The following is a 2,421-nucleotide window of genomic DNA, read 5'->3' as shown; positions in this document are numbered from 1 at the left end:
TTCCTACACCTATTCGGTGCCCGTCATCGACCTGGTGCGTGAACGCATCGCCGTCTCCCTGCCGCTGGCGCTGATTGCGCTGGCACTGTCGACCATCATCGCCATTCCGGTCGGCGTGTTCTCGGCCAGCCGCCAGGGCCGCGCGGGCGATACGCTGGCCATGGGCGCGGCCCAGATCGGCGTCGCGGTGCCGAATTTCTGGTTCGCGCTGATGTTGATCTACCTGTTTGCCGTCTGGCTGCGGCTCGTGCCGGCCGGCGGCTTCCCGGGTTGGGGTGCCGGTGTCTGGACGGCGTTGAAATCCCTGATCCTGCCGGCCGTGGCCCTCGCCTTGCCGCAGGCGGCGATCCTGGGGCGCGTCGCCCGCTCGGCGCTGATCGAGGTGCTCAACGAGGACTATATCCGCACCGCGCGCGCCAAGGGCCTGCCCTACCGCGCCGTGCTGTGGCGCCACGCGTTGCGCAACGCCATGATCCCGGTGCTCACCATCCTCGGCCTGCAATTCGCCTTCCTGCTTGCCGGCACCATAATCATCGAGAATGTCTTCTACCTGCCTGGCCTCGGCCGGCTGATCTTCCAGGCCATCACCCAGCGCGACCTGATCGTGGTCGAGAGCATTGTCATGCTTCTGGTCGCCGCCGTGATCCTGATCAACATCCTCGTCGATTTCTCCTACGCCATCGTCGACCCGCGCCTCAGAGGCCGGCAATGACCATGCGCGTCGACCTCCCCGAGGAAACCCTTGCCGGCGTGCTAGCCAAGGCCTTCGGCAACCGCTCTTTCCTGATCGGTCTGGTCATCACGCTGCTGATCGTGGCTGTCGCGCTCGTCTCCTTCGTCTGGACGCCTTACGACGTCACCAGGCTGGTGATTGCCGACAAGACGCAGGCGCCCTCTTGGGCCCACTGGTTCGGCACCGACCATTTCGGTCGCGACATCCTGTCGATGGTCATGGTCGGCGCCCGCAATTCGATCGCGGTCGCGCTGGTCGCAGTCGGCATCGGCATGGGCATCGGCCTGCCGCTCGGCGCTCTGGCCGCCGCGCGGGGCGGATTGGCCGACGAGGCGCTGATGCGCGTCAACGACGTCGTCTTCGCCTTCCCTGCCCTGCTTTCGGCGATCATGATCACCGCGATCTTCGGCCCCGGCGCCGTCAACGCCATCATCGCCATCGGCATCTTCAACATACCTGTCTTCGCGCGCGTCGCCCGGGCCGGCGCGCTGGCGATCTGGCCGCGCGAATTCATCCTCGCCGCGCGCGCCGCCGGCAAGGGCATGACGCACATCACCATCGAGCACATCCTGCCCAACATCGCGACGCTGCTGCTCGTCCAGGGCACCATCCAGTTCGCGCTCGGCATCCTCGCCGAAGCCGGGCTTTCCTATGTCGGCCTCGGCGCCCAACCGCCGATGCCGAGCTGGGGCCGCATGCTGTTCGACGCGCAGACGCGCATGGTGACCGCGCCCTGGATGGCGATCTTTCCCGGCATGGCGATCGTCATCACCGTGCTTGGGCTGAACCTGCTCGGCGACGGCATCGCCGACATCCTCGATCCGAAATCGCGGCGGCGCCGATGAGCCTGCTCGAGATCGAGAACCTATCGCTTACGATCGGCGCCACGCCGATCCTCAAAGGCGTCGAGCTGACGGTCGCGCCCGGCGAAGTCGTCGGCCTTGTCGGCGAATCCGGCTCCGGCAAGTCGATGACGGCGCTGACAATCATGCAGCTCCTCCCTCATCTGGCGCGCGCCGAGGGTCGCGTGACCTTCGACGGCATCGACATCCTCCGCGCCACCGAAGACCAGATGTGCGCCTTGCGCGGCGACGATATCGGCATGGTCTTCCAGGAGCCGATGACGTCGCTCAATCCTGTCAAGACGATCGGCGAACAGGTCGCCGAAGGCATCCGCTGGCACGCCAAGGCGAGCCGCGCCGAGGCCGAGGACCGCGCGCGAAAAATCCTGGACCGCGTCGGGCTGCCGGAGGCCAAATTCCCGCTGTCGCGTTATCCGCACGAACTGTCCGGCGGCCAGCGGCAGCGCGTCGTCATCGCCATTGCCTGCGCGCTGAAGCCGAAGCTGCTGATCGCCGACGAGCCGACGACGGCGCTCGACGTCGTCCTGCAGGCGCAGATCCTCGACCTGTTGCGCGATCTGGTCCGCGAGAACCGCATGGGCCTGCTGCTGATCTCGCACGACCTCGCGGTGGTGACCGAGATGGCCGATCGCCTGACCATCCTGCGCCATGGCGAGGTGACGGAAGCCGGCGACACCGCGCGCACGCTGTCCGAGCAGCAGCATCCCTACACGCGCGAGTTGGCGCTGGCTTCCATGCACCTGCCGGCGCGGCCGAAACCGCATCTTGCCGGGTCGGCAAAGCCCTTGCTCGAAGTCGAAGGTGTCGGCCGTGACTATCCGGGCC

At 67.0% G+C, this 2,421-nt stretch carries 3 protein-coding genes; all 3 read left to right on the top strand.

Annotated elements, in window-relative coordinates; genetic code table 11:
* Positions 1-712, top strand: a 712-nt coding sequence (locus EOA24_RS34370; protein ID WP_133374771.1) for an ABC transporter permease, incomplete at its 5' end; no start/stop codon positions are given.
* Positions 709-1,578: an ABC transporter permease gene (locus EOA24_RS34365; protein WP_126082205.1), complete on the top strand. Its 870-nt coding sequence runs from the start codon at positions 709-711 to the stop codon at positions 1,576-1,578. The genes EOA24_RS34370 and EOA24_RS34365, both read left to right, overlap by 4 nt.
* Positions 1,575-2,421 (top strand): ATP-binding cassette domain-containing protein (locus EOA24_RS34360; RefSeq protein ID WP_133374770.1); only part of this gene is annotated, 847 nt, incomplete at its 3' end. The genes EOA24_RS34365 and EOA24_RS34360, both read left to right, overlap by 4 nt.

The organism is Mesorhizobium sp. M2A.F.Ca.ET.039.01.1.1 (assembly GCF_003998035.1).
Classification (GTDB): domain Bacteria; phylum Pseudomonadota; class Alphaproteobacteria; order Rhizobiales; family Rhizobiaceae; genus Mesorhizobium.
The sequence above is the reverse complement of the archived record's forward strand: the minus strand, read 5'-3'. Positions and strand labels throughout refer to the sequence as shown.